We start from the raw sequence: 17,752 nt of genomic DNA, 5'->3' as shown, positions 1-17,752 counted from the left end.
TCGAGGCGCGAAACTGAGAAGCATGCAGACACCCGTCCCCGCACAGGTCGACGGCTTCTTCGACGACCCGTTCACGCTGTTCGTCGTCGTCGTGCTGCTCGCACTCATCTTCTTCTTCTACCTGCTGTTCCGGCGCACCATGCTCGGCTTCAAGGAGGGCATGGAGAAGGGCTCCGGGAAGAACTAGAGCACCGACTCGACCCGTTCGACCGCCGTCGCGACCGCCGCCTCGTCCACGTCCCAGTGCGTACAGAACCGGACGACGTACTCGCCGAACGCCGACCCGAGCACGTCCACCTCGGCACAGCGGTCGAGGAACGCCTCCGCCGTCAGTCCGCTCTCCGTGGTGTCCACGAGCACGATGTTCGTGTCCGGCTCCGCGGCCGACAGGCCCTCTAGCTCGTCCAGCCCCGCCGCGAGCGTCCGCGCGTTCTCGTGGTCCTCGGCCAGCCGCTCGACGTTCCCGAGCGCCTGCAGCCCCGGCCCCGCGATGACGCCCGCCTGGCGCATCCCGCCGCCGAACAGCTTCCGGTTCCGCCGCGCCCGCTCGATGAACTCCGCAGAGCCCGCGAGGATGGAGCCGACCGGCGCGCCCAGCCCCTTCGACAGACAGAACATCACGGAGTCGACGTGCTCGGTGATGTCGCTCGCCGGCACGCCCAGCGAGACCGCCGCGTTGAACACCCGCGCGCCGTCCAGGTGGACGGGGACGTCCAGGTCGTGTGCCGCCTCGGCCGCCGCCGCGATCTCCTCGGGCGTGATGGCCACCCCGCCCTTCGAGTTGTGCGAGTTCTCCAGCGTCAGCAGGCCGGTGCCGGGCCGGTGGAGGTCCTCCGCCACGTAGCCCTCGCGCACCTGCTCGGGCGTCGGGACCCCGCGCTCGCCCCCGTCGAACGTCCGGACCTGCAGCGAGGAGAGCTGGGCCATCCCGCCGAGCTCCCACTTCACCACGTGGCTCTCGACCCCCGAGAGCACCTCCTGCCCGCGGTCGGTGTGCGTGCGCACCGCCACCTGGTTGCCCATCGTCCCCGTCGGCACGAACAGCGCGTCTTCCATCCCGACGAGGTCGGCCGCTTCGGCCTCCAGTTCGTTCACCGTCGGGTCCTCCTCGTACACGTCATCGCCGACCGGCGCCGTCGCGGCCGCCTCGCGCATCGCCTCGTCCGGCTTCGTGACCGTGTCGCTGCGTAGGTCGATCATCGTGTGTGGGTTGTGGGGATGGGTGGAAATAGCTCGCGGTCCGACCGTGAGACCTGTCGTGGTCGTCGTCGATTGGTGTCCGGTTGCGATTCAATCGCTCCATACGAACGGCCTGAAAGTCCCTCCATCGACGAGAATAGTCGGCGACGGATACAGCCAGAAAGCCCCTGCTCGCGCGACTCCCGCGGCTCGCTGCGCTCCTCGCTCCGCTGCGGTGCTTGCGTCGCCGGGGTTCGTCGAGCGAGCAGCCCCTTTCAGTCCCACCCGACCGCGACCGCACCGCACCTCACGCCTCCCCAGCCTCCTGCGGTACTCACTCCGTTGCGCTCCTCGTCCCTCGCGCGAATGGCTCGACGTGCTCCCTGCGGTCGCACAGTCTCGCCAGCCGCGCGCCACCCGGCCGGACACCGAGTCGGAAAACATGAGCCATGTTGACACATCACTTAAGATTCTGGCGGTCGTCTGTCCGCGCATGAGCCACCAGGACGAGGAGCCGCGCATCAGCTTCGGCACGGGAATCTACACGGAGGACGGGCAGAGGCTCGGCCACGTCCGCGGCTTCGACGAGCACGGCTTCTACGTGACCGCCGAGGAGGGCATCGAGGGCATGAGCATCGAGCACCACCGCGCCGGCCACGAGTTCGGCGAGGGCGAGCTGATGTGGCGCTGCTGGGAGTGCGGCGAGATGGGCAAGCTCGACAGCGACATCCCCGACGAGTGTCCGAACTGCGGCACCAGCAAGGAGGACATCTACTACTGGACCGAGGACTGACCGGCACGCTTTTTCCCCGCCGGCCACGCACGGTGAGCCATGCGAATCGTCGTCTACGGCGCGGGCAGCCTCGGCAGCCTCCTCGGCGGCCTCCTCCAGCGCGACGGCCACGACGTGACCCTGGTCGGCCGCGACCCCCACGTCGCCACCGTCCGGGCCGAGGGACTCCGCGTCGAGACGCCCGGGGGCGTGGAGACCGTCCATCCCGACGCGACGACCGACGGGACCGACATGGCGGCCGACCTCGCGCTCGTGACGGTGAAGGCGTTCGACACCGAGACGGCCGCCCGCGACCTCGCGACCGGCACCTTCGACGCGGTCTGCTCCCTCCAGAACGGCATGGGCAACGAGGCCACCCTCGCCGCCCACGTCGACTGCCCGGTGTACGCCGGCACGGTCACCTACGGCGCCATCCTGCACGAGCCCGGCCGCGTCGAATGCACCGGCGTCGGCGAGGTCGTCGTGGGCTTCCACGAGGGCGGTCATGGGCCAGAAGACGACCTGCTCGAACGCGCGCTCGTCGATGGCGGGCTCGTCGCAAGGGTCGTCGACGACATGCCCCGCCGCCTCTGGGAGAAGCTCGCGGTCAACGCGGGTATCAACACCGTCACCGCGCTCACCCGCAGCGAGAACGGCGCGCTCCTCGACGGCACCGCGAACGGCCTCGCCCGCGACGCCGCCCGAGAGACCGCCCGCGTCGCCCGCGGCCACGACGTGCGCCTGTCGAACCGCGAGGCCGTCACCGCGGTCGAGGACGTGGCCGAGGCGACCGCCGCGAACACCTCCTCGATGCTACAGGACGTCCAGTCGGGCCGGCGTACCGAGGTCGACGCCATCACCGGCTACGTCGTCGACCGGGCAGGTGAGATCCGGGACGCCGACGTCGACGTGCCCGTCTGCGAGACGGCGACGCGGTTGCTGCGGGCGTGGGAGGAGGCGCGGGGGGTCAGGTAAGTTGGGTCCTCGAAACTGGATTCATCAGTACATCTCCGACCCCGAGGTGGCTGGTAGGTGAGTCCACATACTTACCGAAGGCGACCAGCTCGCTCCCGAATCCGACCGCTTGGGGTGGCCCGTCGAGTGAGCATCTTGCCAACGGAGTTATTACAACTCCGTGTCACGAAGGGGCATGGGCCGATGCTCGGTCTGTGGTGAATCTTCACTCACCGGAAGCTGTAACTACTGTGGGAAAACTGTGTGCAGCGACCACGTGCTTCCGGAGCGGCACAACTGCGCTGCACAGAGAACCACCAAGACGCTCGGCCCAGAATTCCGTGGTAAAGGAACCAATGATGTCCTCGGGAAAGTCACCGGTGTTCTCGGGATGGATGAGGACAAAGATGACGAGGAAGAGGCCAACTGCAACCGTTGCGGTGCGGAGGTGGACGTTTCCCGAGGCGAACTCTGTATTGAATGTGACGAGGGGGAGACGGAGATAGGCAAGGACGGAAGTTCAAAAACTGGCTCAAAGCCAGGAGCGGCGGAAAAACGGAAGGATGGAACACCGTACTGTAACGACTGTGGTGCGGCAATGTCCTACTCGGGTTCTATCTGTCGAAATTGCAAGAAAGAGCGGCGTCGGAAGACCATCGAAGCCCAAAATATCGTAGATCCGGACACGGCTGCAAATCCAAACAACGAACGAACCGGACCTAAATATCGACGAACCGATGTCGATAAGGTAAAACGAACTCCAGGTAGCTCCTCTGGTGGTGACGACTCGCCCGATCTCGCCCTCGACGGGTCCCTGAAACGAGATACTGGAAGTGGAACGGGCGTGACGGAACCGAACAAGGGCATTGTGAGACGCGCTCTTGGAATTTCATCGTGGTGACTTTGGAGAGTTCGCGGCGTTATCGCACTCGCAGCAATTGCTGTACTACTGGGATTGATGAGTGGCTTTCTGGAGCTTTCCGCATTAGTCGACCACACTGTAACTCGGCAAATTGACCGAATGCTCCAGGATATCGGTTATTCAATTCACCAATTTCTAACGCGTTAAATACACACTCTGTACTGACCGAACTCAAACCCGTGCCGTCACCCACAGCGCCGCAATCCCACCGACCACCAGCGCGAACACGAAGCTCTCGACGCGGTAGAGCGTCGTCACCGCGAAGGCCGTGTCGGCGGGCAGTTGTCCGACCCTGACCAGCAGGCCGGTGAGCGCGCCCTCCACGGCACCCAGCCCGCCGGGCGTCGGCACCAGTCCGGCGATGGTGCTCGCGGGGACGATGAAGAAGACGAGCAGGGTGCGCATCGTCGCGTCGACCGCCCGGAGCGCGGCGACCAGTGGCAGGGTGAAGAACAGCCAGCCGACGTAGGAGTAGGCGAGCGCCCGGGCGAGCTCCCGGGGCTCGGCCGCGATGTCCTCGACGGAGGCGTAGAACCGCTCGATGCGCTCGCGGGCCCCGTCGACGCTCACCCGGCTGGTGACGCGGGCGACAGGCCGGACGAGCCAGACGACCAGCTCCTCGACCGCCCAGCGGTGCCGCCAGGCGAACCAGACGAGGAGGGGGATGCTCACCGCGAGCAGCCCCAGCACGAGCACGAGGTTGCCGACGGTCTCCGTGTCGCCGAGCGAGGTCTGGACCACGAGGTAGGCGGTGCCGACCGCCGCGAAGTTGAAGAACGGTAGGAGGTTCAGCAGGTCGGCGGTGACGACGCTCGCGAGGCTCTGCTCGTAGTCCGCGTCGGTGTCGCGGGCGAGCACGTAGGCGATGAACGGCTCGCCGCCGGCCTGCCCGAACGGGGTGACGTAGTTCGCGAACGTCGCCGCGAAGTAGGTGACGACGAGCTTGCGATAGGGGACCTCGACGCCGCCGACGGCGAGGACGATCTGCCACGCCCGGCCCCACGACGCCAGACAGAGGAACGTCGAGAGACAACCGGCGGCGATCCAGACGGGGTCGGCTCGCGAGAGCTGGTCGAGCGTGCGCTCCCAGCCGACCGCGGTGCCGAGGAGGTAGACGAGCAGCAGCGAGATGGCGAAGCCCGCCCCCATCTTGGCGAGCGTCCTGCGACCGAACAGGTCCCCGAACGCCCCACCTGATGTCCCGCTCACACTACTCCATGTACCCGAGGTCCTGTAGTCGTTCCTTCGCGGTGTCGCTCATCTCGTCGAGCTCGCCGTCGCCCTCGTCGGTGGACCAGTCGCCGTCCCACTCGTCGGCGACGCGCTCCTCGAAGTCGACGAGGGCGGCCTCGACCTCGCGTTCGACGGGGTCGCCCTCGCCGCGGCGGTCGTCTGACTCGTCGGGGTCCTCGTCGACCCGGTAGAACTCGTCGGCGATGCGCTCGTTGCGGATGTACTTCCCGTCCGTCCGGCGGGCGGCGCGCATCCGGGAGTAGAATCTGGACTCCTCGTCGAGCGTGATGCCGGCGTCGACGGCCTTCCCCTCCAGCTGCTTGAGCTCGACGACGGGGCGGGAGTACTCCACGAAGGCGTACTCGCCCTGCTCGCGGTCGCCGTGGGAGTCGTCGAGCAGCGACCGGCTTGGGTCGAGGTCGACCCCGTCGCCGGCGGCCGAGTCGACGCCCGCGTGGTCCAGCACCGTGTGGTAGAGGTCGAGCAGCTCGAACTGCTCGTCGTACCGGCCCGGCTCGAGGTCGGGATGCTTGACCATGCACGGGACGTTGACGAGCGGGTCGTAGATGCCGAACTCGTGGCCGTAGAGCCCGTGCTCGCCGAACAGCTCGCCGTGGTCCGCACAGACGACGACCAGCGTGTCCTCCCAGTGTCCCTCGGCCTGCAGCCAGTCGAACAGCCGGGTGAGCTCGCTGTCGATGTGGCGGATCTCGGCGTCGTACAGCCCCCGGATGTCGTCCCACTCGTCGTCGTCGATGTCGCGCGCCCCGGAGTTGTACTCCTTGGAGTTCTGGCACACCGTCGTCGAGTCGACGCCGGGGGCGAACTCCTCGCGGTGCTCCTCGGGCGGGTGGTACGGCAGATGGGCGTCCATCAGGTTGACGAACTGGAACCAGTGCTCGCCGTCGGCCGCGGCGTCGGCGATGAACTCCTGGCTCCGGTCGACGACCTGCGGCGTCTTCGAGTCCGCACCCTCGCCCGAGGCGGTGTACTCGTGGATCCGGTTGCCCACCGACACCATCCAGTCGGCGACCCGCCGCAGGGTCGGGCTGTCGTTCATCGCCTTCCACGCGCGGGCGATGGGCCCGGAGAGGAACTCGCCGGGCATCACCTCGAAGAAGTTGTCCTGGTCGTCGAAGCCGTCGGTGAGGTGGGTGTACGGCGTGATCCACGCGTTCGAGGAGTAACACGCCGTTCGGTGGGTGTCCGACAGCGTCTCGGCGAGCGTCGTCGCCCCCTCCAGGTACGGGTTCTCCTGGCTTGCCCCGTGCTGGCTGGGGTAGAGCCCGGTGAACAGCGACGCGTGCACCGGCAGCGTCCACGGTGCCTGGGCGACGGCGCCCTCGTAGACGGCCGCCTCCGAGGCGAACGCCTCCAGGCCGGGCGTGGTCGGGCGGTCGTACCCGTAGACGGACAGGTGGTCCTTGCGGACCGTGTCCATCACGACGAAGAGGACGTTCCGCCCGGCTGTGGGGTTCATACTCGGCTTCGAGGGCACGAAGGATTAAGAACTGTTGTTTTCCGTGGACCGACCGTCACGTCTCCCCGTTACAGGTCGCCTCAGAACGGGGCCTGCGGGCCTTCGTCCTCCTCGCCGTCGTCGTCGACGGTCTCGCCGGGGAACGAGGGGGACATGCCACCGCCACCGCCCTGGCCGCCACCGTCCATGCCGGTGTCGGCGTGGACCTGTTCGATCTCGGGGATCTCCTTGACCATGCGGCTCTTGATGGCCTGGATGGTCATCGGGGAGATACCACAGCCGGAGCAGGCACCACCGAGGAGGATGGTGACCTCACCCGTCTCGCGGTCGAGGTCCTGGATGGCCGCACTGCCGCCGTGCATCTGGATCTGCGGGAAGTTGCGACGGAGGAAGTTGGTGACGCGCTCCTCCAGGTCGTCGCCGCCCTGTGTCTCGGTGCTCATGTGCCGTGGTTCGGGACGCGCGTCCCTAAACTTTGCGCACCACGTGTTCACAGGGCGAGGCCGGCGTTTCGCCCGGTCCGTCGGGGAGTGGCCCGCACCGACCGTAGCGAACGCTTATCATACCGGGTACCGTCTGTTTGCCAACCATGAACGTACTCAAGGTGATACTGGAGACGATCGAGGGGTTCCGAGACGGCGGTGCGACGGAGGCCATCTCGGAGGGGGTCGAGGAGGTCGCCGAGCAGGAGACCGGCCGCGAGCTCTGACTCCCGGGTAGCACCACTGACACGTCGATAAATACGGAAGGAACACCACCGCGTAGTGTCGACCATGTTCGCGGACCGAACCGACGCCGGCAGACGGCTGGGTGAGTTGCTCGTCGAACAGCAGGTCACGGGCGACGTCGTACTGGCGGTCCCACGGGGTGGCCTCCCGGTCGGACGTGCGGTCGCCGACGCGCTCGACGTCCCGCTCGACGTCATCGCCGCCAAGAAGCTCGGTGCGCCCGGCAACCCCGAGCTGGCCATCGGCGCGGTCTCCAGCGACGGGACGGTGTGGTTGAACGACGACCTCGTTGCCGACCTCGGTGTCAGTCAGGCCTACGTCGACGAGGAGACGGACCGCCAGCTCGACGTCGCCAGGGCGAAGGTGGAGACGTACCGCGAGGGCCGGCCGCCGCTCGACCTCGACGGGCTGACGGCGATCGTCGTGGACGACGGTGTGGCGACGGGGGCGACGACCATCGCCTGCATCAGAGGGGCGCGTGCGGCAGGGGCGGAACGGGTCGTCCTCGCGGTTCCCGTCGGGCCCCCGGACACCGTCGCGGAGCTCGGCGCGGAGGCCGACGAGGTCGTCTGTCTGCGGTCCCCGACCGGGTTCTACGCGGTCGGCCAGTTCTACGACTCGTTCGCGCAGGTCTCCGACGAGGAGGCGATGACGTACCTCGACGAACCCTGACCGGCTACAGTCCGAAGACCCGGCGGAGCTCGCTCCGGATCTCCTCGCGGTAGCGCTCCATCACGCCCTCGAACTTCTCCTCGCTCACGACGACGGCGGTGAGCCGGTCGTACGGGTCGTCGGGGAGCTCGACGGTGAAGCCCTCGTCCTCGTCGTAGAACGGCTCGGACTCGTTGAGCACCTGCTGGTCGATCCCGTGGATGAGCGTCGAGTCGAACTCCTCGTTCATCGTCTCGAAGGCGTTCTTGTATGCGCGCTGGAGCTGCGGGAAGTAGTCGACGTACTTCTCCGCCTCGAAGCGGTCCGGGTCGAACTCGGTCATATCCGTGGGAACGGTCAGGACGGTCAAAAGCGGGGCGTTTCACCGGCGGCCCCACGGTCGGCCCTGGAACGCCCGGAACCGATTTCGTATCGCCATATCTAGTTTATCCGGGTGGTGCCCCCGGAAAGCAACGGCACACAGAACCACCGCCTCGGGAGTCGAGCTGGCTGAAATCGGGGTTTCACCTTGGAATCGTGTTATGTGCCGTGCGGAAGAAGAGGCGAGCATGTCCCCACGACGCAGACGCTCGTTCCTCGCGCTCGCGACGGCGACGGCCGCCTCGCTCGCGGGTTGTAGCACGGGCTCGACGCCCGGGAACGACCCCGGAACCGAACCACCGACCGACCTCCCGACGACGGCCCCGTCGGGCGAACTCGTCGACGATTGGCAGTTCGACCCGGCAGACATCGGTCAGGGCGAAGGGGCGGGCTCGAAGGGCGGGAGCGGCGGCGCGAACGTCACGTACACAGCCCAGACCTCCGCCGGGAACAGCGTCGGCCTCGCCGCGGGCGGCGCGAAGGACGTGAACAACTTCCGGCAGAACGTCGAGGAGGGGTTCCTCCCCCTGCCGAGCGACATGCCCTACGAGGGGCTGTTCTACGACTACTACTTCGACACCGGCGACGCGGGCGGGTGCGACTCCCTGTTCTGCCCCCGCTACGCACCCGCCGTCTCCGCAGACCCCCTGTCGGGTGAGACCGAGCGCTACCTCTCCGTCGGGCTGAACTCCGGGCTCGACGCCGACGACTTCGAGCGGAAGCGGCTCAACTTCGTCGTCGTGCTCGACGTCTCCGGGTCGATGAGCTCGCCGTTCGACGAGTACCACTACGACGGCGACGATGGGGAGGACACGGACGACTCCCGCCCGAAGATCGAGGTCGCCCGGGACGCCCTGGCCGCCCTGACCGAACAGCTGCGGCCCGGCGACCGCTTCGGGGTCGTCCTCTACAACACCCAGGCGACGGTGGCGAAACCGCTGAACCCCGTCGAGACGACCGACATGGACGCCATCCGCGACCACATCGAGGCGGACATCGAGGCAGGCGGTGGGACGGACCTCTCCGCCGGGCTCGACGAGGCCAGCGCGCTGTTCGACGCGGTCGAGGATTCCGATCCCACGGTCTACGAGAACCGCATGGCAGTCCTCACGGACGCGATGCCGAACCTGGGCGACACCAGCGAGGAGGGACTGCAGGGCCGGCTCGACCGCGAGGCCGAGCGGGGCGTCCACTCGACGTTCGTCGGCGTCGGTGTCGACTTCAACACCGAGATAATCGACGCCATCACGAGCGTCCGCGGGGCGAACCACTACTCGGTCCACTCCGCCGACGAGTTCGAGCAGCGGCTCACCGACGGCTTCCAGTACATGGTCACGCCGCTCGTGTTCGACCTCTCGCTCGAGCTCGACGCCGACGGATACGAGATAGAGACGGTGTACGGCTCCTCCGCGGCCGAGGAGTCCACCGGCGAGGTGATGCACGTCAACACGCTGTTCGCCGCCGACCGCGAGGGCGGGGAGACGAGAGGTGGCGTCGTCCTCGCGAAGCTCGAGCAGACCGGTGCGAGCGGCTCCCTCCAGCTCCGTGCGAGCTGGGAGAACCGGGAGGGCGAGACCGGTGAGACGACCGCGACCGTCGCCTTTCCGGACGGCGGCCCGGAGCAGTTCGGGAACACCGGAGTCCGCAAGGCCGTGCTGCTGACGCGCTACGCCGACCTCTGCCGGAACTGGGCCGTGGCGATGCGCCAGGACGACGGCGAACCGCCAGCCGACGGTATCGCGCCCGCCGAGTACGACGACCTCGGCCGGTGGGAGCGCCGATCGACCGACCTGACCGTCTCGCCCGAGTACGCCGATCGGTTCGCCTCGTTCGCCGAGTACTTCCGGGACGAGATGGCCGATATCGGTGACGAGAGCCTCGAACGCGAGCTCGCCGTGCTGGAACGGCTCGCCGACGCGTCGGTGACGACTCGACGTCTCGGTCGATCACGACGCTCCTGACCGACGGCTGGGACGGCGTTCGAGCACTCAACCGGCTATTTTCGGCCGTTTCAGGCTGTTCCCCTGCTGCGAGGAGCGAGGTACACAGAGCAGTGGATAAACCAGATATCGCGATATAGAATGCGCCGGGGTCGGCGGGCCACGGACTGCGAGAACGGCCCCGTTCGTGCACGAAGGCGACCGAAAACAGCGGTATCGGGTCAGGAACCGGGGTGGCGGCCCCCATCGTCGACGGTCAGCTGCCGACGGAGCCACTCCAGCAGGCGTTCCCGGCGCCAGAACAGGATGCTCCCGATCACCGCGGCGCCCAGCAGCAGCGACACCGACTCGTACAGCTCCCCTTCGGCGACCCCGGCACCGGAGAGGACGAGCACGAGGTAGCCCGGAATCCGGCCGAGGGTGGCCGCGACCAGTATCTTCCGGAGGTCGAGCTCGGAACAGCCAGCGACGAGACAGACCACGTCGTCCGGGAACCCGGGGAGGAGGAACACGACGAACACGCCGACCACCCCGTACTCCCCGAGGTAGGCGTCGAACCGGTCGAGCACCTCGGGTGCGACGAACCGCTCGACGACCGGTCGTCCGTACCGACGTGCGAGCAGGAGCGCGACGAACGTCCCGGCGATCGCCCCGAACATGCTGTAGACGAACCCCCAGACCGGCCCGAACAGGTAGCCGGCGGCGAACGAGAGCACGTGGCTCGGGATGGGAGCGAGGACCACCTGAGCGGCCTGCATCAGGACGAACGCCAGCGGTGCGAACGGCCCGAAGGCGGAGACGGCCTCGCGGATCGCATCTGGTTCCTCGAACAGCCAGAGGAACCGGCTCGTGAGCAACCCCCCGGCGACCAGCAGGATGCCGAGGATGGCCAGCCCGACGGCGACCTGCCGGCGGTCGGCGTCCTCGGCGAGGAAGTGCCTGTGTGCCACGGTCTATGCCTCGTACTCGAGGGGTTTCTAGCTTGCCTCCAGCCGACGGTCGAGCCAGGCGGCGAGCTCCTCTCCCCAGTGACGCAGACGGGTCGTCGCGAACAGCGTCACCGCCACGGCGCCGAGGAGGTTGAACAGCAGGTCGAACATGCTGTCGTCGAGTCCGTAGAGGATGAGAACCGGCTCCTGCCCGAGGCGGATGGCGGCCTCGCGGGCGAGGAACTCTGCGACCTCCCAGAGCACGCCCATCGCGAGCACGAAGCTGAGCACGAACAGCCCGGTGAACGGCGGTGGAAGGTGGATATCCTCCCGGTGGACGTCGACGGCCCAGACGACGGTGTACGCGATGACCGCGACGATGGTCGCGGAGAACGTGTGGGTCAGGTGGTCCCACCACCAGACACGGTCGTACAGTCCGACCATGCCGATCGAGTGCAGGAAGACGGCGATACTGACGACGAGCGTGAACCGGGGGTCGAGCAGGAGGTCCCGGTCCCGTGCGAGCACCGCCGGGACCAGTGTCACGCCGAAACCGGCCAGTGCGTTCACCACGACGCTGACGTTGCGCACGAGGAGGCCGAACGCCAGGACGGCGATGAGACCCGCCTGGAGGGCACGATTCAACAGCCGAAGGCGGTCCATACTGTCCGGTAGCGGTGGTGACGTGAAAAACCCATACACTGTCCTCTGAGAAGGGACACATTAGTAAGGCCTCATCTCGTACGCAAGCGTGATGATGGCCATGACCCACGCGCTGGCGGGGCTCGTCCTCGCCGCGCTCGCGGTCGGTGTCGGTGGAGATCCGGTGACAGTCGCGGCCGTCGGACTCGCCGGGAGCCTCTTCCCCGACCTCGACATCTACGCCGGGCACCGGAAGACGCTTCACTACCCGGTGTACGGGTGGTTCCCGGCCGGGCTCGCCGTGGTCCTCGCCGTCGCGGTCCCGACGAACGCAACCCTCGCGCTCGCGACGTTCCTCGTCGCGGTCGCCCTCCACCCGGTAATGGACATCTACGGGGGCGGGCTCGAGCTCCGCCCGTGGGAGGGCCGGTCCGAGCGCGCGGTCTACAGCCACTACCACGGCCGCTGGCTCGCCCCGAAGCGACTGGTCCCCTACGACGGCTCGCCGCGCGACCTCGGGACGGCAGCCGTGCTGGCGGTCCCGACGATGACGCTGCCCGAACCGGTGCCAGCGTTCGCACTCGCGCTGCTGATGGTCGGCGCGGTGTACGTCGCGCTCCGGAAGCGGCTCGCGGCGGTGTGGGCCACGCTCGCCAGAGCACTGCCGGAGCCGGTCGCACAGCACGTGCCGGCGCGCTTCTTCGAGTAACGCGGGGCGTCGTCGCCTCGCGGTTCAGCCGAGCTGCTCGCCCACTATCCGGTCGGCCTCCGCGACGAACGCCTCGACCTCGCCCCGGGGAATCGTCGCACCGGCCGCGACGACGTGGCCACCACCGTCGCCGCCGACCGCCTGCGAGGCCTCGCGCATCACGACCGAGAGGTCCAGCCCCTTGCGCACGAGCGCCCCACTGCCCCGTGCAGACACCTTGACCTCGGTGTCGCTCTCGTTCGCGAACGCGAGGATGGGCTTGCGTCGGTCGATGCCGCCCGACCCGAGGGCCATCCCGGCGACGATGCCGACGATGGTCTCGCGGATGCGGTCGTCCGCGTGGAACCACTGGACGTGCTCCTCGCTCGTCGTCCCCTCGTTCTTCACGAACTCCAGGCCCTCGGAGAGGTTCCGCCGGTGGTTCCGCAGGAGGGTGCGCGCCGACGTCAACGCCTCCCCGCGGTCGCCGAGACAGACCGCCAGCCCCACGTCGGCGCGCTCGTACCGCGCGGTGGCGTTCAGGAGCGTGGAGAACTCGCTGGCGTCCCGGAGCTCGGTGCCCTCGGGCTCGGCCGTGAGCGTGTACGTCGTCCCCACCAGGTCGTCGATCCGGTCGGCTGGCACGCCGGAGGACACCGCACGTTTCACCAGCGCGCTCGCGACGGTCTGGCGCTCCTCTGCGGTGAGGTCCACCCAGCGCCGCCACTCGCCGTCGGCCCGGCAGTCGACGTCGAGCTCGTCGAGGAAGGAGACCGCACCGTTGTGGTCGTTGGTCACGCCCGGGATCCGGACGTCGCTCGCGTACTCCAGCAGCTTCGGCAGGGGACGGGTCTGCTTGCCGTACACCGCGAGGTCCGTCCCGTTCTCGACGACGCCCGCCGCGACGCCGTCGTCCACGATGGCCGCGTTCGCACCGTGGAGCTCGCCGTCCTGGTCCTGCATGTCCCCGACCGCACCGACGATGGCCAGTCGGGCGAGGTCGCGGTTGTCGCCGTCCCCCTCCAGCGCTCGTGCCAGGACGTACGCCGCGCCGGCACCGGATAGCTCCGAGCCGCCGTCGATGCCCTCCAGCAGCGGGTTCAGGTGGAACTCCGTGTCTGCGTCACCGGGCTGGTGGTGGTCGGCGATGACCGGCGTGAACGCCCCGCGCTCCTCGTGCGGGACGATGTCGTCGATCTGCCCGCTGCCGAAGTCGGTGAACAGCACGGTGTCGTACTCCGTCTCGGCGATGGCGGCGATGCGCTCGGCGTCGAGCTGCTTCTCGAAGACGACCTCGTGGTCGATGCCGGCGCGTTCGAGGGCGCTCGACGCGACGGCAGCGCTGGTGAGCCCGTCGGCGTCGATGTGCGAGGCGAGCAGCACCGCCTCGGCCGCACGCAGGTGCTCGGCGCACGCAGCGGCGCGGTCGGCGAGTTCCGGAACGGGGGCGCTGGCGGACATTCGTCGGAGCATGGGTCGCAATCGCGGATAAAGGCTCGGATGGGGCGGTCCCGACACCCCGAGCCGAGCACCCTTTTCAGGGCGGTCGTCGTAGCGCGAGCCATGACCGACGCCAGCGCCACACCGACCGTCGACGCACCCCGGAGCGGCAAGCGAGTGCGCTACCTGGCGACCGCCGAGGAGACCGACGGGGAGTACGCCCGGTTCGAGATGTGGCTGGCCCCGCCACCGGACTCCCACGGCCCGATGCGGCACGTCCACCCCGAACAGGACGAGTACCTCGAGGTCAGGGCGGGCACCCTTGGTGTCTGGCACGACGGGACTGAACGGCTGCTCGGGCCGGACGAGAGCGTCACCATCCCCGCGGGCGACCCGCACCGGTTCTGGAACGGCGGCGACGGCGAGCTTCACCTCGTCGGGGAGGTCAGACCCGCACTCGACACCGAGCTGTTCATGTACGTCACCTACGGCCTCGGCCGCGACTACGCGACGACGCCCTCCGGAATGCCGCTCAATCCGCTGCGACTGGCACCAGTAATCGACGAGTTCGACGACCTGCTCTACCTCTCGCGGTTACCGACGTGGCTCCAGCGTGCCGGCGTGCGTGTTCTGGCACCCGCCGCCCGCCGGCTCGGCTACAGCCACGAGTACCCCGAATACGTACCGGTCGAGCGGCGGCACCTGCTCGAGACCGCTTGAGCACGCGGGTCACGTCATCTCGCCGGATCTGTTCTCGGTGCAGAGCCATCCGTGGCGGAACCGATGGCCCCGAGCAGCGGGCCTCGGCGAAGCCCGCCGTTCCCGCACCGAACCACATTTCGTATCGTGAGATATAGTTTATTCCTCGGGCCCCTCGCTCACGACCCACGACGAGCCAACGGCTCCAAGATGGCCTGACTCGTCCGAAAACTGCGGATCGGCTCAGTCGTGGTACGTCGGCGCGGCCCGTTCGACGACCGCACACGCCAGTTCGTCGAAGTCGGCGTTCTCGGGCACCACGTCGACCGCGATACCCTCGCTCTCGGCTGTCTCGCGGGTGGGCTCGCCGATGACGCCGACGACGGCGTCGGCGAGTCCTGCGACCGCATCGGCACGGATTCCGCGCTCCTCGGCCGCAGCGAGGAAGTTCGCCACGGTCAGCGACGAGGTGAAGCAGGCCGCGTCGAGGTCGCCGCTGGCGGCCAGTTCGGCAGAGCCGCCCGCGCCCTCGGGTCGCACGAGCTCGTACAGCACCGTCTCGTGGACGTAGGCCCCTGCGGCTTCGAGGCCGTCGAGTAGCACCTGACTGCCGTGGTCGCTGCGGGCGACCTCGACGCGTGCGCCGTCGACACGCTCGGCGAGCAGCTCGACCATCCCGGTCGAGGAGAACTCGTCGGGGACGAGGTCGACGTCGTACCCCTGTTCTCGGAGTGCGCCGGCGGTCGCCGACCCGATGGCACAGACGGTCGTCTCGCCGGGCTCCCAGCCGGTCTCGCGAGCAATCTCGGCGCCGGTCTTGCTCGTCAGGACGGTGTAGTCGGCGTCGGTTCGGGGCGACGCACCCGTCTCCCGGACCTCCAGCATCGGGTCGGCGACGGGGGTCGCACCGAGCGATTCGACTAGTTCGACGGCGTCGCGCAGCCGCTCGTCGTCCGGGCGGAACACGGCGACGGTGGTGTCTCTCGTGGTCATGTGCGGGTCCTGAGGAACTCGACGACGCGGTCTCTCGTCCCGGCGATGTCACCGACGACGGTGATGGCCGGGGGTTCGATGCCCTCCGCATCGCGCACGTCGACGATGGTGTCGAGGGTGCCCGTCGCGACCTGCATGTCGGGCCAGGTGGCGCGCTCGACCAGCGCGACGGGCGTCTCGGGGTCCATGCCCGCCTCGCGCAGCGCGGCGGTGTAGTCTGGGAGCTTCCCGACGCCCATCAGCACGACGAGCGTGCCGCCCGTTGCCGCGAGCGCCTCCCAGTCGACCGCCGACTCCTCCTTCGTGGGGTCCTCGTGGCCCGTGACGAAGGAGACCGAGGAGGCGTGGTCGCGGTGCGTGACCGGGATGCCGGCGACGCCCGGGCCGGCGATGGCGGAGGTGACGCCGGGGACGTACTCGAACGGGATGCCGTGTTCGGCGAGGTGTTCGGCCTCCTCGCCGCCGCGGCCGAAGACGAACGGGTCGCCGCCCTTGAGCCGGACGACGGTCTTGCCTTCCTCGGCGAGTTCGACCAACCGTTTGTTGGTGTACTCCTGCGGGGTCCACTCGCCGCCGGCGCGCTTGCCCACGTCCTCGCGGCGCTCCGCCTCGATGGTCCCGAGGATCTCCGGGCCGGGGAGCTTGTCGTGGAGCACCACGTCGGCCTCGTCGAGGAGCCTGCGGGCCTTCACGGTCATGAGGTCGGGGTCGCCGGGACCGCTCCCGACGAGGTAGACGAAGCCCGTCATCGCTCGCGAGCGGCCGCGACGTGCTCGTCAGCGCCGGCCTCGGTCAGCGCCTGGGCGAACTCCTTCGCCGCCGCGACGTGGGTCTCGACCGGGATGTCACGGCGCTGCTGGACGACGTCGTCGCCGTCGGGGTGGAGCACCTGCGCGACGGTGTGGACGTACTCCCCCTGGAGCACGGCGTGGACGCCGATGGGCGCGATACAGCCACCGTTCAGCCCGGCGAGGACGGTCCGCTCGACGGTCGTCTCGACCCGCGTTCGCGGGAAGTCGAGCACCTCGTGCAGCTCCTCGGCGGTCTCGCCGTCGCGTGCCGTGACGGCGAGTGCGCCCTGTCCGGCCGCGGGGACGAACGTCTCGTTCGAGAGCCGCTCGTACTCGATGTAGTGGGCCAGCCCGGAGCGCTGGAGCCCCGCCTCGGCGAGCACGATGGCGTCGTACGGCGTCTCCACCTCGCGGCCGAGCGCGCGGCGCTCGATCTCGCTCCGGTCGTCGAACCACTCCTCGACCGTCCGGTCGAACTCGGCCTCGAAGTCGTCGTCGCCGGCGTTGCCCTTCTTCTCCTTTGCGGCCTCGGTGCGACGCTCGTGTTCGGCCTGGAGCGACGGGGCGAGCACCTTCTCGACCCGGGTGTCGACGTTCCCGCGGATGGGTTCGACGGTCAGGTCGTCCCGTTCGTGCAGGAGCTGGGCCTGCCGGCGCATCGAGGCGGTGCCGACGACGGCGCCGTCTTCGAGTTCGTCGAGCGTGCTGCCGTCGGGCGTCACGAGCACGTCGCCCGCCGGTGCGCGTTCGGGGATGCCCGCGACGACGAGGTCGTCGGGCATCTCGGTCGGCATGTCCTTCATCGAGTGGACGGCGGCGTCGACGTCGCCATCGAGCACTTTCTCGTCGAGCGACCGCACGAAGGCGCCGGTCTTCCCGAGGTCCGCGATGAGCTCGTCGCGGATCTTGTCGCCCTCGGTCTCGACCTCCACGAGCTCCACCTCGTAGTGTCGCTCCTCCAGCGCGTCACGGACCGTCGTCGCCTGCCGGATGGCGAGGTCCGAGCCCCGCGTCGCCAGCCGAATGGTCCCACGTGTTCTCATGCGAGGGAGTCGGTGACCGACGGTGAAAAGCACACCAGTTTGCGTTCGACGCGCGTTTCAGAGGTTCGACGCAGCAGATCGGCCGGATTCAGACGGTTTGAACACTCTATCGACGTTGCAGGCAGTTTGGGAGGACGATGGCGTCAGGAGCGAATAAATCCTATTTCACGATACAGAATCTAGAGGGAGCGGGCGACCAGCGACGAGCGATGGTGGCCGTACTCAGCGACGGCGGTATCGGTGCAACAGGCAGCTATCGTGCTCACATCCGGGCACTGGCACTAAAA

The 17,752-nt window shown here is 68.3% G+C and carries 19 protein-coding genes and 1 pseudogene; 9 read left to right on the top strand and 11 right to left on the bottom strand.

Going from position 1 to position 17,752, the window contains the following annotated elements; translation table 11 throughout:
* The first annotated feature begins 22 nt into the window (after nt 1-22).
* Nucleotides 23-187, top strand: coding sequence for a DUF7859 family protein (locus tag ACSG06_RS01195; protein WP_440988432.1), 165 nt, complete (start codon nt 23-25; stop codon nt 185-187).
* On the opposite strand, the gene ACSG06_RS01190 is transcribed toward ACSG06_RS01195, so the two are convergent.
* On the bottom strand, nt 184-1,200 hold the full coding sequence (locus tag ACSG06_RS01190; protein ID WP_440988431.1) for a threonine aldolase family protein: 1,017 nt from the start codon (nt 1,198-1,200) through the stop codon (nt 184-186). The two genes, ACSG06_RS01195 and ACSG06_RS01190, sit on opposite strands and share 4 nt — an antisense overlap.
* 472 nt (nt 1,201-1,672) lie before the next feature.
* On the opposite strand from ACSG06_RS01190, the gene ACSG06_RS01185 reads away from it, so the two are divergent.
* The 4 genes and pseudogenes from ACSG06_RS01185 to ACSG06_RS01170 all read left to right on the top strand — a co-directional run bounded on the left by ACSG06_RS01185 (nt 1,673) and on the right by ACSG06_RS01170 (nt 3,806).
* Nucleotides 1,673-1,972 (top strand): DUF7130 family rubredoxin-like protein, encoded by a 300-nt coding sequence (locus ACSG06_RS01185; RefSeq protein WP_440988430.1) that lies wholly within the window; start codon nt 1,673-1,675, stop codon nt 1,970-1,972.
* Between the two features lie 39 nt (nt 1,973-2,011).
* The gene (locus tag ACSG06_RS01180) at nt 2,012-2,926 is read left to right on the top strand and encodes a ketopantoate reductase family protein (protein ID WP_440988429.1); all 915 of its coding nucleotides are present in this window, start codon (nt 2,012-2,014) and stop codon (nt 2,924-2,926) included.
* Between the two features lie 175 nt (nt 2,927-3,101).
* Nucleotides 3,102-3,200, top strand: a pseudogene (locus ACSG06_RS01175) (AN1-type zinc finger domain-containing protein); the annotation flags it as partial.
* A 96-nt stretch (nt 3,201-3,296) separates the two neighbouring features.
* A complete protein-coding gene (locus tag ACSG06_RS01170) occupies nt 3,297-3,806 on the top strand; it encodes a hypothetical protein (protein WP_440990309.1) in 510 nt (169 codons plus the stop codon).
* Nucleotides 3,807-3,998: 192 nt separating this feature from the next.
* Here ACSG06_RS01170 and ACSG06_RS01165 read toward each other — a convergent pair whose 3' ends face one another.
* The 3 genes from ACSG06_RS01165 to ACSG06_RS01155 all read right to left on the bottom strand — a co-directional run bounded on the left by ACSG06_RS01165 (nt 3,999) and on the right by ACSG06_RS01155 (nt 6,983).
* Nucleotides 3,999-5,036 carry a lysylphosphatidylglycerol synthase transmembrane domain-containing protein gene (locus ACSG06_RS01165; RefSeq protein ID WP_440988428.1) on the bottom strand — a complete coding sequence of 346 codons (1,038 nt, stop codon included), beginning with the start codon at nt 5,034-5,036 and terminating at the stop codon, nt 3,999-4,001.
* A gap of 1 nt (nt 5,037) precedes the next feature.
* Nucleotides 5,038-6,540 carry a sulfatase family protein gene (locus ACSG06_RS01160; RefSeq protein WP_440988427.1) on the bottom strand — a complete coding sequence of 501 codons (1,503 nt, stop codon included), beginning with the start codon at nt 6,538-6,540 and terminating at the stop codon, nt 5,038-5,040.
* An 80-nt stretch (nt 6,541-6,620) separates the two neighbouring features.
* Nucleotides 6,621-6,983 carry a NifU family protein gene (locus ACSG06_RS01155; RefSeq protein WP_440988426.1) on the bottom strand — a complete coding sequence of 121 codons (363 nt, stop codon included), beginning with the start codon at nt 6,981-6,983 and terminating at the stop codon, nt 6,621-6,623.
* A 330-nt stretch (nt 6,984-7,313) separates the two neighbouring features.
* Here ACSG06_RS01155 and ACSG06_RS01150 point away from each other — a divergent pair, with 330 nt between their 5' ends.
* On the top strand, nt 7,314-7,940 hold the full coding sequence (locus ACSG06_RS01150; RefSeq protein ID WP_440988425.1) for a phosphoribosyltransferase: 627 nt from the start codon (nt 7,314-7,316) through the stop codon (nt 7,938-7,940).
* 4 nt (nt 7,941-7,944) lie between these two features.
* On the opposite strand, the gene ACSG06_RS01145 is transcribed toward ACSG06_RS01150, so the two are convergent.
* Nucleotides 7,945-8,262: a DUF5783 family protein gene (locus ACSG06_RS01145; protein WP_440988424.1), complete on the bottom strand. Its 318-nt coding sequence runs from the start codon at nt 8,260-8,262 to the stop codon at nt 7,945-7,947.
* A 226-nt stretch (nt 8,263-8,488) separates the two neighbouring features.
* Between ACSG06_RS01145 and ACSG06_RS01140 the strand changes: the two genes are divergently transcribed.
* Nucleotides 8,489-10,261 carry a vWA domain-containing protein gene (locus tag ACSG06_RS01140; protein WP_440988423.1) on the top strand — a complete coding sequence of 591 codons (1,773 nt, stop codon included), beginning with the start codon at nt 8,489-8,491 and terminating at the stop codon, nt 10,259-10,261.
* 200 nt (nt 10,262-10,461) lie between these two features.
* Here the strand turns inward: ACSG06_RS01140 and ACSG06_RS01135 are convergent, their stop codons facing one another.
* Both ACSG06_RS01135 and ACSG06_RS01130 read right to left on the bottom strand, forming a co-directional pair.
* Nucleotides 10,462-11,190: a TVP38/TMEM64 family protein gene (locus ACSG06_RS01135; RefSeq protein WP_440988422.1), complete on the bottom strand. Its 729-nt coding sequence runs from the start codon at nt 11,188-11,190 to the stop codon at nt 10,462-10,464.
* 27 nt (nt 11,191-11,217) lie between these two features.
* Nucleotides 11,218-11,832, bottom strand: coding sequence for a DUF2238 domain-containing protein (locus ACSG06_RS01130; RefSeq protein WP_440988421.1), 615 nt, complete (start codon nt 11,830-11,832; stop codon nt 11,218-11,220).
* A 100-nt stretch (nt 11,833-11,932) separates the two neighbouring features.
* On the opposite strand from ACSG06_RS01130, the gene ACSG06_RS01125 reads away from it, so the two are divergent.
* Nucleotides 11,933-12,520, top strand: a complete 588-nt coding sequence (locus ACSG06_RS01125) for a metal-dependent hydrolase (RefSeq protein ID WP_440988420.1) — start codon at nt 11,933-11,935, stop codon at nt 12,518-12,520.
* Nucleotides 12,521-12,544: 24 nt separating this feature from the next.
* On the opposite strand, the gene recJ is transcribed toward ACSG06_RS01125, so the two are convergent.
* The gene (gene recJ, locus ACSG06_RS01120) at nt 12,545-13,960 is read right to left on the bottom strand and encodes a RecJ family nuclease (RefSeq protein WP_440988419.1); all 1,416 of its coding nucleotides are present in this window, start codon (nt 13,958-13,960) and stop codon (nt 12,545-12,547) included.
* Nucleotides 13,961-14,062: 102 nt separating this feature from the next.
* Here recJ and ACSG06_RS01115 point away from each other — a divergent pair, with 102 nt between their 5' ends.
* Nucleotides 14,063-14,659 (top strand): cupin domain-containing protein, encoded by a 597-nt coding sequence (locus tag ACSG06_RS01115; protein ID WP_440988418.1) that lies wholly within the window; start codon nt 14,063-14,065, stop codon nt 14,657-14,659.
* A gap of 222 nt (nt 14,660-14,881) precedes the next feature.
* Here the strand turns inward: ACSG06_RS01115 and ACSG06_RS01110 are convergent, their stop codons facing one another.
* The 3 genes from ACSG06_RS01110 to hemC are packed head-to-tail and all read right to left on the bottom strand — an operon-like array spanning nt 14,882 to nt 17,465.
* Nucleotides 14,882-15,631: a uroporphyrinogen-III synthase gene (locus tag ACSG06_RS01110; RefSeq protein ID WP_440988417.1), complete on the bottom strand. Its 750-nt coding sequence runs from the start codon at nt 15,629-15,631 to the stop codon at nt 14,882-14,884.
* On the bottom strand, nt 15,628-16,380 hold the full coding sequence (gene cobA / locus ACSG06_RS01105; RefSeq protein ID WP_440988416.1) for a uroporphyrinogen-III C-methyltransferase: 753 nt from the start codon (nt 16,378-16,380) through the stop codon (nt 15,628-15,630). The genes ACSG06_RS01110 and cobA overlap by 4 nt, the downstream gene beginning before the upstream one ends.
* Nucleotides 16,377-17,465 (bottom strand): hydroxymethylbilane synthase, encoded by a 1,089-nt coding sequence (gene hemC, locus ACSG06_RS01100; protein WP_440988415.1) that lies wholly within the window; start codon nt 17,463-17,465, stop codon nt 16,377-16,379. Before hemC ends, cobA begins: the two co-directional genes overlap by 4 nt.
* Between the last annotated feature and the right edge of the window lie 287 nt (nt 17,466-17,752).

The organism is Haloarchaeobius baliensis (genome assembly GCF_052060055.1).
Lineage (GTDB): Archaea > Halobacteriota > Halobacteria > Halobacteriales > Natrialbaceae > Haloarchaeobius > Haloarchaeobius baliensis.
This window is presented reverse-complemented; position numbering and strand designations above follow the sequence as displayed.

Bases quoted from the DNA above. Each gene is read 5' to 3' on its own strand.
- ACSG06_RS01195 (WP_440988432.1), top strand. From the start codon at position 23: ATGCAGACACCCGTCCCCGCACAGGTCGACGGCTTCTTCGACGACCCG.
- ACSG06_RS01190 (WP_440988431.1), bottom strand. From the start codon at position 1,200: ATGATCGACCTACGCAGCGACACGGTCACGAAGCCGGACGAGGCGATG.
- ACSG06_RS01185 (WP_440988430.1), top strand. From the start codon at position 1,673: ATGAGCCACCAGGACGAGGAGCCGCGCATCAGCTTCGGCACGGGAATC.
- ACSG06_RS01180 (WP_440988429.1), top strand. From the start codon at position 2,012: ATGCGAATCGTCGTCTACGGCGCGGGCAGCCTCGGCAGCCTCCTCGGC.
- ACSG06_RS01170 (WP_440990309.1), top strand. From the start codon at position 3,297: ATGGATGAGGACAAAGATGACGAGGAAGAGGCCAACTGCAACCGTTGC.
- ACSG06_RS01160 (WP_440988427.1), bottom strand. From the start codon at position 6,540: ATGAACCCCACAGCCGGGCGGAACGTCCTCTTCGTCGTGATGGACACG.
- ACSG06_RS01155 (WP_440988426.1), bottom strand. From the start codon at position 6,983: ATGAGCACCGAGACACAGGGCGGCGACGACCTGGAGGAGCGCGTCACC.
- ACSG06_RS01150 (WP_440988425.1), top strand. From the start codon at position 7,314: ATGTTCGCGGACCGAACCGACGCCGGCAGACGGCTGGGTGAGTTGCTC.
- ACSG06_RS01145 (WP_440988424.1), bottom strand. From the start codon at position 8,262: ATGACCGAGTTCGACCCGGACCGCTTCGAGGCGGAGAAGTACGTCGAC.
- ACSG06_RS01140 (WP_440988423.1), top strand. From the start codon at position 8,489: ATGTCCCCACGACGCAGACGCTCGTTCCTCGCGCTCGCGACGGCGACG.
- ACSG06_RS01130 (WP_440988421.1), bottom strand. From the start codon at position 11,832: ATGGACCGCCTTCGGCTGTTGAATCGTGCCCTCCAGGCGGGTCTCATC.
- ACSG06_RS01125 (WP_440988420.1), top strand. From the start codon at position 11,933: ATGACCCACGCGCTGGCGGGGCTCGTCCTCGCCGCGCTCGCGGTCGGT.
- recJ (WP_440988419.1), bottom strand. From the start codon at position 13,960: ATGTCCGCCAGCGCCCCCGTTCCGGAACTCGCCGACCGCGCCGCTGCG.
- ACSG06_RS01115 (WP_440988418.1), top strand. From the start codon at position 14,063: ATGACCGACGCCAGCGCCACACCGACCGTCGACGCACCCCGGAGCGGC.
- ACSG06_RS01110 (WP_440988417.1), bottom strand. From the start codon at position 15,631: ATGACCACGAGAGACACCACCGTCGCCGTGTTCCGCCCGGACGACGAG.
- cobA (WP_440988416.1), bottom strand. From the start codon at position 16,380: ATGACGGGCTTCGTCTACCTCGTCGGGAGCGGTCCCGGCGACCCCGAC.
- hemC (WP_440988415.1), bottom strand. From the start codon at position 17,465: ATGAGAACACGTGGGACCATTCGGCTGGCGACGCGGGGCTCGGACCTC.